Source organism: Streptomyces sp. NRRL S-1813, assembly GCF_000719605.1.
Classification (GTDB): Bacteria; Actinomycetota; Actinomycetes; order Streptomycetales; family Streptomycetaceae; genus Streptomyces; species Streptomyces decoyicus.
In genome coordinates this window covers 1,015,678-1,023,080 of record NZ_JOHB01000001.1, presented here as the reverse complement: position 1 = coordinate 1,023,080, position 7,403 = coordinate 1,015,678, and the positions used below count along the sequence as shown (strand labels likewise).

The window sequence follows — 7,403 nt, the reverse complement described above, 5'->3', positions numbered from 1 at the left end:
GGTGGGGGCGGGTGGGCGGGGGGGGGGCCCCCCGGGGGAAGCCCCCCCCCGTCAGCCGCGGACGCCGCGGAGGACCATCCCGACCGCCGCCTCCGTGATCTCGTCCGGGTCTTCCGCGGCGCCGAGTTCGATGCGGCGGACCGCGGCGTCGACGACTCCCTGAAGGAGCATGGCCGCGAGTCGGGGCTGTGCATGGCCGAGGGCGGCGAGCGCCTCGACGATCATGGCGATCAGTCCGCCGTGCGCCGCGCGGATCTTCTCGCGTGCACCGGCGTCCAGCTCACCGGCCGAGATGGCGACGACGGCACGGTGACGCCGGTCGCCCACCAGAGCGAGCTGCCGGCGCACATACGCCTCGACCTTCTCCTCGGGCGTGTCGACCCGCTCCATCGCCGATTCCACCTCGGCGGCCCAGACCGGAAAGTCGACGGCACACAGCTCTTCGACCACAGCGGCGCGCGAGCGGAAGTACTCATATACGGAGGAGCGCGCGAGACCCGTGCGCTCGGCGAGGGCGGGGAAGGTCAGCGCCTCCGTTCCGCCTTCGGACAGCAGGGTGCGGGCGGCGTCCAAGAGGGCGCCGCGCTGCATCGTCCGGTGCTCGGCCACGGAGGCCGCTCGAATCCTGGGCACATCACCACTCTACGGATGGCGCGCCCGTCGTGGCACTCCGCCCGGCAACACGGCGTACGGGAAGCTCCGGCGTCCGCAACGTGACTCAGCGTCCGACGTCGGCGAGCTTCGCTCTGAGCTGGAGTACGGACTTGGTGTGGATCTGGCTGACCCTGCTCTCCGTGACACCGAGAACGTTGCCGATCTCGGCAAGCGTGAGGCCTTCGTAGTAGTAGAGGGTGACGACGGTCTTCTCACGTTCGGGGAGGGTGTTGATGGCACGCGCGAGCAGCCGTCGCAGCTCACGGTCCTCGGCGATCTCGACGGGGTTCTCGGCGGCCGTGTCCTCGAGAGTGTCCATCAGGCTCAGCCGTTCCCCCTCACCGCCGACGTGCAGCAGCTCTTCCAGAGCCACCACGTTCGCCAGGGACAGCTGGCTGAACACACCGTGGAGTTCCTCCAGCGCGATGCCCATCTCCTCGGCGACCTCACCCTCGGACGGGGTGCGGCGCAGCTGCGCTTCGAGGGTGGCGTAGGCCCGTTCGACGGCCCGGGCCTTCTGCCGTACGGAGCGCGGAATCCAGTCCAGCGCACGCAGCTCGTCGATCATTGCGCCGCGGATGCGGGTGATGGCGTACGTCTCGAACTTGATGGAGCGTTCGGGCTCGAACTTCTCGATGGCATCGATCAGTCCGAAGACTCCGGAGGAGACGAAGTCGGCCTGTTCGACGTTGGGGGGCAGGCCGACGCTGACGCGGCCGGCGACGTACTTGACCAGCGGCGAGTAGTGCAGGATCAGCTGTTCCCGCAACCGCCCGTCGCCCGACGCCTTGTAGGAGCGCCACAACTCGTCGAGCGAAGTGGGCGGGGCGGGGCGCACGCTGCCGCGCGCGGCCGGTGGTACAGCCGCACGGTCAGACCCGGAGGTGTGCTGGGGCATTCGTCGCCTTGAGCCGTTCTGCCGAGACGCGGGTGGATGGATGTATGAGGGTTGAATTTGCCTGTGAGCGTAGCGTGACCGAAGCGTCGCGGTGCGCGAGGACGGCAGGTTCGGGCGTGCGCAGATACGTTCCGCTGCCCGCACCTCAGGGTTACCTCGTACGGCGTGGCGACACCCGGACAGGGAGCCGGGTGCGGGCGCCCGGAGGGCCGTGCGGACGGACGCGGTGGCGCGGCGGGCGGGACCTCGTGCATCCCCTGCGCCACATCGCCATCTCCCCACGGATCGGACCCGTGCCCCGAAGCACGGCAAACCTGGATTCTGCGGTCATTCCCCTCACCCTTTCACCCGTTCGCCCCAGGTCAAGGACCGCCTCGCCGGGAACCGTCGGTCGTCTCGGCGCGTCGCGCCAACTCCCAGCGCTCACCGCACCTTTGAACGAATCCGAGGGACAGCAGCTCGAAGAGTTTGCTGCGGGTGACGTCGCGGGGCGTGCCGGCTTCCTGCGCCAGATGGGCGGTGTCCGTGCTGCCGCGCGCGGGCAGCGCCTCCAGTACGCGGCTCGCGACGGGGTCCAGGAGGTCGCGGATGCGGGTCGACCCTTCCCGCTCGGGGGCGAGGTCGCCGATGCTGCCGACGAGTTCGATGACCTCGTCGGCGTCGGTGACCACCGCGGCCTCGCCGCGCAGGAGTTGGTGCACACCGGCGGACAGGCCGCTGGTGACCGGGCCCGGCATCCCCATCGTGAAGCGCCCGAGGGCCAGCGCTCGCCGGGCGGTGACCAGTGAGCCGCTGCGCAGCTCGGCCTCCACGACGACGGTGCCTCTGGTGAGTGCGGCGATGACGCGATTGCGCTGGATGAAGCGGCTGCGGGTGGGGTGGTCGCCGGGTGGTAACTCGGCGACCACCAAGCCCTGTTCGGCGATCCGGTCGATCAACTCGGTGTGACCGCGAGGGTAGGCGTAGTCGACTCCGGAGGCCATGACGGCGACGGTTGCGCCGTCCGCGGCCAGTGCACCGCGATGCGCCGCGCCGTCGACGCCGTACGCGGCTCCCGAGACGACGGTCCAGCCGCGGTCGGCGAGGCCGGCGCCGAGGGTGGTGGCGAGATGCGCGCCGTATTCGGTGCAGGCCCGGGCGCCGACGACGGCGACGGAGCGCAGCGCCCACAGCCGGAGGTTGCCTGTCCCGCGCACCCACAGGCCGACGGGGCGGGCGTCGCCGAGGTCGTCGAGCTGGCCGGGCCATTCGTCGTCCCCGGGGCAGAGGAACCGGCCGCCGAGTGCGGTGATCGCGTCGAGGTCCGCGGTGGGGCGTGCCCGGCCGGCACGGAGCCGCAGTCCGGCGATCTTGGCCGGGGTGGCGCCGGCGGGCGGGTCCGCGGTGTCGTCGGACAGGGTGTGCCACAGAGCCACCGGGCCTCTCTCGCGCAGCCAGCGTCCGGCGGTTTCATCGCCCGGTTCGAGGATGCGGGTGAGGGCGGCGCGGGCGGTGCGGGCGGTGCGCTGCGGGTCGTCTTCCGCGCGGTCAGCGGACCGTCGGCCGGCTGCCGTCGGCTTTGCGGGGCGCGTCCCGGCCGTCGTGTGCCTGGCATGGTCCGGCTCGGCTGTCTCGGGCCCACGGCCGCGGTCATCCGGGGCCGTGGCCGGTGTCCTTGTGGCGAAGCCCCATGCGTCGATCCTGGTCACCGCTCACACCTGCCCGGCGGCGAGGCGGCGCTCGTCGCGGTCTTGCGCTTGCTTCCGCCCCCACCCGCCGCCGTCAGAGCGCCCCGGCGTACGCCTGTGCGGAGTTCCAGGGCCCAATTGACGTCTTCGCTGGTGGGGCGGTCGCGGCCGGACAGGTCTGCGGCGGTCCAGGCGACGCGGAGGACTCGGTCGAAGCCGCGGGCCGTGAGGAGTCCGCATTCGAGGTCACGTTCGGCCGGGGCCAGTGCGCCGGGGTGGACCTGCCAGCGGGTGCGCAGTTCGTGGCCGGGTACCTCGCTGTTGGTCTGCCACGGTGTGCCGGCGAGGCGGGCCGCGGCGCGTTCGCGGGCGGCGCGTACGCGTTCGGCCACGGCCGCGGTGGATTCGGCGCCGCGGCCGAGGGTGATCAGTTCGGAGCGGACGACGGGTTCCACGGCGATCCGGAGGTCCACCCGGTCCATCAGGGGCCCGGAGAGCCGCGCACGGTAGCGGCGGATGGCGGACGGCCGGCATTCGCAGTCGCCGCTGGTGGTGCCGTGTCGTCCGCAGGGGCAGGGGTTGGCGGCGAGGGCGAGGAGGAAGCGGGCAGGCATGCGCATCATGCCCGCGGCACGGGCGACGACCACATGACCGGACTCCAATGGCTGGCGCAGTGCGTCCAGGACGCGGGGGCTGCATTCGGCGGCCTCGTCCACGAACAGCACGCCGTGATGGGCGAGGGATACGGCTCCGGGGCGGGGCAGTCCGGTGCCACCGCCGACGAGGGATGCCATCGTCGCGGAGTGGTGCGGGGCGCAGTAGGGCGGCCGGTGGACGAGCGGCTGCCCCGGCGGGAGGGTGCCGGCCACCGAGTGGACGGCGGTGACCTCCAGGGATTCCTTGGGGGACAGCGGCGGCAGCAGCCCGGGGAGGCGTTCGGCGAGCATGGTCTTGCCGGCTCCGGGCGGGCCTTTGAAGAAGATGTGGTGGCGTCCGGCGGCGGCGACCTCCAGGGCACGGCGGGCGCTGTGCTGGCCTGCGACGTCCGAGAGGTCGGGGGTGTGGTCCCCGGGTGGCAGGCCCGCGCCGGCGCTGGTGCCGGGCACGACCAGCCCGGCGAGCAGCGGGTCGGGGCGTCCTTCTTCGCGGGAATCTTCCTCGTCGGGCACCGGTTCGTCGGCGAGGACGGCGATGAGCTGGCGCAGGCTGCGGACGCCGAGGACGGAGATGCCGGGGACCAGCGAGGCTTCGGCGGCGGTCTGTTCCGGGACGACGACCTGGCGGTACCCGGCGTCGGCGGCGGCGAGTACGGCAGGCAGCACTCCGCGTACGGGGCGGACGCGGCCGTCCAGGCCGAGTTCGCCGATCATCATCAGGTCGGTGAGTTCGCGGGGGTCCAGGCGCTCGGCGGCGCCGAGGACCGCGCAGGCCACGGCCAGGTCGAAGCCGCTGCCGCCTTTGGGCACGGAGGCCGGGCTGAGGCCGACGGTGAGCTTTTTCTGCGGCCATTCGGCACCGGAGTTCACGACCGCGGCCCGCACCCGCTCGCGGGACTCGATGAGGCTCTTGTCGGGCAGCCCGACGAGGGTGAAGGCCGCGACGCCGGGTTCCAGGTCGGCCTGGACCTCGACGACGACGCCTTCGACGCCGACCAGGGCGACGGAGCAGGTCCGGGCGAATCCCATCAGGCCACCCCTCGTGCGTGCTGGACGACCGGGGCGCCGCGGGCCGGCAGCAGGACGCCGATCACATCGATGCGTACGCCGCCGGGTGGCGGGCCGCCGTGCCGCTCCAGCCAGCGTTCGGCCAGCAGCCGCAGCCGGGCGGTCTTCTCGGGCCGGACGGCCGCCATGGGGTGTTCGTACCAGCCGGCGCGGCGGGTTTTGACCTCACAGACCACGAGGGCGTCGCCGTCGGCCGCGACGATGTCGATCTCTCCCTCGCGGCAGCGCCAGTTGCGGTCCAGGATCCGCATCCCGGCCTCGATGAGCCGCCGGGCGGCCAGGTCCTCGCCGTAGCGTCCGAGTGCGCGTCGCCGGGTGTCGGCCGGAGTGGCCGCTGTCGGGCCGGTGCCTGGTGGCCTGGCGACCGTCGGGGTGGCGGCGGGTGGCCCAGCGGCTGCCTGCTTAACGACCGGCGGCCCAGCGGGTGGCTGCTTGACGACCGGTGGCCCGGCGGCTGCCCGCTCAGCGACTGGTGACCCAGCGGGTGCCTGCTTAACGACTGGTGGCTCAGCGGGTGCCTGCTTAACGGCCGCCCGCCTGTCCGTGGGCGGCTTTCCCCCCGTGGGCGGCGCTCCTGAGCGCGTCCGCCGCGCCCGGCCCGCGGTCTGTGCATCGTCCCCGGCCCTGCGGCCGGCCTGCATGGCGTTCATGCGGTACCACCTCCGGCACCGACTGTGACGCTCCCGCCCAGATCTATTGGATCTTGGTGGACAGTGAGCCGGTTGTGGATAACCTGCTCACCCGTCCGGGTGGCGGAGGGCAGGCCGTGGGCCGGGCCGCTCCGCCGACTCCGGCCGCCTCAGCTCCCTGGAAGATCCAGATCGCTCTTGTTGAGCTCTTCGATATTCACGTCCTTGAACGTGAGTACGCGCACCTGCTTGACGAATCGGGCCGGGCGGTACATGTCCCAGACCCAGGCGTCGGCCATCGACACCTCGAAGAACACTTCGCCCTGGACCGAGTGCACCTGCATCTCGTAATCATTGGTGAGGTAGAAGCGTCGTTCGGTCTCGATCACATATTTGAACAGTCCGACGACGTCGCGGTACTCCCGGTAGAGCTTCAGCTCCATCTCGGTCTCGTACTTCTCGAGGTCCTCGGCGCTCATGGCAGATCCCCTTCAGCCGTGCGTCCCCCTATTGTGCGTCAGACCCGCTCGGTCTCCAGGAGCACTGGCGCCTCGGGGGGCCCTTCGTCGAGCAGCGTGCGCAGCAGCTCGGCGAGTCTGGTTGGATACACCGTCTCATGCGATGCGGACAGTTCCTCCGAAGTCCACCACCTCAGTCCCGAAACGCTGCGTCGCTCCAGGTCAGTCTGCCCACCGGTGTCGGTGGCAGTCCGGTCGGTCCTTCCCAGGTAATACCACTCATCCTGCTCCCAGCGCCGCCCGTCGAACGGGAAGGCGCAGCGGCGCTTCCACAGGACGGGGCCGAGGACGACGTCGGAGATGCCGGTCTCCTCGGCGAGCTCGCGGCGGGCCGCCTCTTCGCGGGTCTCCGTTTCTTCCAGACCGCCGCCGGGGGTGAACCACCACTGTTCGGTGGGGCGGTCCGGTTCGAAGCCGTGGAGCAGCAGGATCCGGTTGTCGGGGTCGAGCAGCACGATGCGGGACACCTGGCGCACCACGGCCGTCTCCGGTTCATTGCCGGCCGCTGCCCCACGGGCCGCGGCCGGCCCCTCGGCGCCCCGCCCCGGCCGTTCAGGCACGCTTGCGCGCCTTGCGCCGGGCGAGGGGCCCGTAGGCCGCGCCGACAAGGATGAGGACCGCTCCGGCGACCACCGCGAAGGTGATGGGCTGCACCGGGCCGGGCTGCGAGGTGCCGCCGGGGAGTGCGGAGAAGGTGGCCGGGCGCTGCATCACGCCGACGCTGCCGAGCGGCCAGGCGCGGGCGTCGACCCGGGCATCGACGGCGCTGCGCGGCACGGAGCCGTGGTCGCCGTCGGTGAGGTGGACGCGGGAGTCGAGGGAGTCGCTGCGGTGGTCGCCGAGCAGGAAGAGCTGGCCGGTGGGGACCTTGGCCTTGAAGCCAATGGGTGAGGCGGGGCCGCTGCCCTGAAGATACGGTTCCTCGACCGGGGTTCCGTTGATGGTCAGCCGGCCCTGCTTGGTGCAGCAGGAGATCTTGTCGCCACCGACGCCGACGACACGCTTGACCATCGGCAGGGCGCCCCAGGTGGAGTCCTTGAAGACGACGATGTCGCCGCGGCGTATCTCGGAGCCGTCCACTCTCTCCGCCAGGACCCGCGCCCCGACCGCGATCGTCGGCGACATCGAATCGGTCGGCACCGTATAGGGACGGTAGATCAGCGCCGCCCATACGAAGCCGCCCAGGAACAGCACACAGCCGACGGCCACGGCCAGACCGGACAGCACACTGCCCGTCGTCCGGCCGCGGCCGTCGGTCCTGCGTTCCGTACTGCTGCTCATCCCAGCGCTCCCACCCCGCGGACAGTGCCCGC

The 7,403-nt window shown here is 71.8% G+C and carries 7 protein-coding genes and 1 pseudogene; all 8 read right to left on the bottom strand.

Translation table 11 applies throughout. The annotated features are described in order from the left end of the window. Nucleotides 1–51 precede the first annotated feature (51 nt). Nucleotides 52–591, bottom strand: coding sequence for a TetR/AcrR family transcriptional regulator (locus IF67_RS0104660; RefSeq protein ID WP_037838780.1), 540 nt, complete (start codon nt 589–591; stop codon nt 52–54). Between the two features lie 127 nt (nt 592–718). Then, nucleotides 719–1,552 carry an RNA polymerase sigma factor WhiG gene (gene whiG / locus IF67_RS0104655; protein WP_030080362.1) on the bottom strand — a complete coding sequence of 278 codons (834 nt, stop codon included), beginning with the start codon at nt 1,550–1,552 and terminating at the stop codon, nt 719–721. Between the two features lie 362 nt (nt 1,553–1,914). Beyond that, nucleotides 1,915–3,231 carry a DNA-processing protein DprA gene (gene dprA / locus IF67_RS0104650; RefSeq protein WP_420708603.1) on the bottom strand — a complete coding sequence of 439 codons (1,317 nt, stop codon included), beginning with the start codon at nt 3,229–3,231 and terminating at the stop codon, nt 1,915–1,917. A gap of 5 nt (nt 3,232–3,236) precedes the next feature. After that, the gene (locus tag IF67_RS0104645) at nt 3,237–4,904 is read right to left on the bottom strand and encodes a YifB family Mg chelatase-like AAA ATPase (protein WP_051817528.1); all 1,668 of its coding nucleotides are present in this window, start codon (nt 4,902–4,904) and stop codon (nt 3,237–3,239) included. Continuing rightward, nucleotides 4,904–5,254: pseudogene (locus IF67_RS44610) on the bottom strand (YraN family protein); the annotation flags it as partial. The gene IF67_RS0104645 and the pseudogene IF67_RS44610, both read right to left, overlap by 1 nt. 488 nt (nt 5,255–5,742) lie before the next feature. Further along, nucleotides 5,743–6,051, bottom strand: a complete 309-nt coding sequence (locus tag IF67_RS0104635) for a DUF2469 domain-containing protein (RefSeq protein WP_003980220.1) — start codon at nt 6,049–6,051, stop codon at nt 5,743–5,745. 38 nt (nt 6,052–6,089) lie between these two features. Then, nucleotides 6,090–6,650 (bottom strand): NUDIX domain-containing protein, encoded by a 561-nt coding sequence (locus IF67_RS0104630; RefSeq protein WP_078889251.1) that lies wholly within the window; start codon nt 6,648–6,650, stop codon nt 6,090–6,092. Then, nucleotides 6,643–7,371, bottom strand: a complete 729-nt coding sequence (gene lepB / locus IF67_RS0104625) for a signal peptidase I (RefSeq protein WP_030982343.1) — start codon at nt 7,369–7,371, stop codon at nt 6,643–6,645. Before lepB ends, IF67_RS0104630 begins: the two co-directional genes overlap by 8 nt. Between the last annotated feature and the right edge of the window lie 32 nt (nt 7,372–7,403).

Coding starts and splice junctions, on each gene's coding strand:
- IF67_RS0104660 (WP_037838780.1), bottom strand. CDS start 591: ATGCAGCGCGGCGCCCTCTTGGACGCCGCCCGCACCCTGCTGTCCGAA.
- lepB (WP_030982343.1), bottom strand. CDS start 7,371: ATGAGCAGCAGTACGGAACGCAGGACCGACGGCCGCGGCCGGACGACG.
- whiG (WP_030080362.1), bottom strand. CDS start 1,552: ATGCCCCAGCACACCTCCGGGTCTGACCGTGCGGCTGTACCACCGGCC.
- IF67_RS0104645 (WP_051817528.1), bottom strand. CDS start 4,904: ATGGGATTCGCCCGGACCTGCTCCGTCGCCCTGGTCGGCGTCGAAGGC.
- IF67_RS0104635 (WP_003980220.1), bottom strand. CDS start 6,051: ATGAGCGCCGAGGACCTCGAGAAGTACGAGACCGAGATGGAGCTGAAG.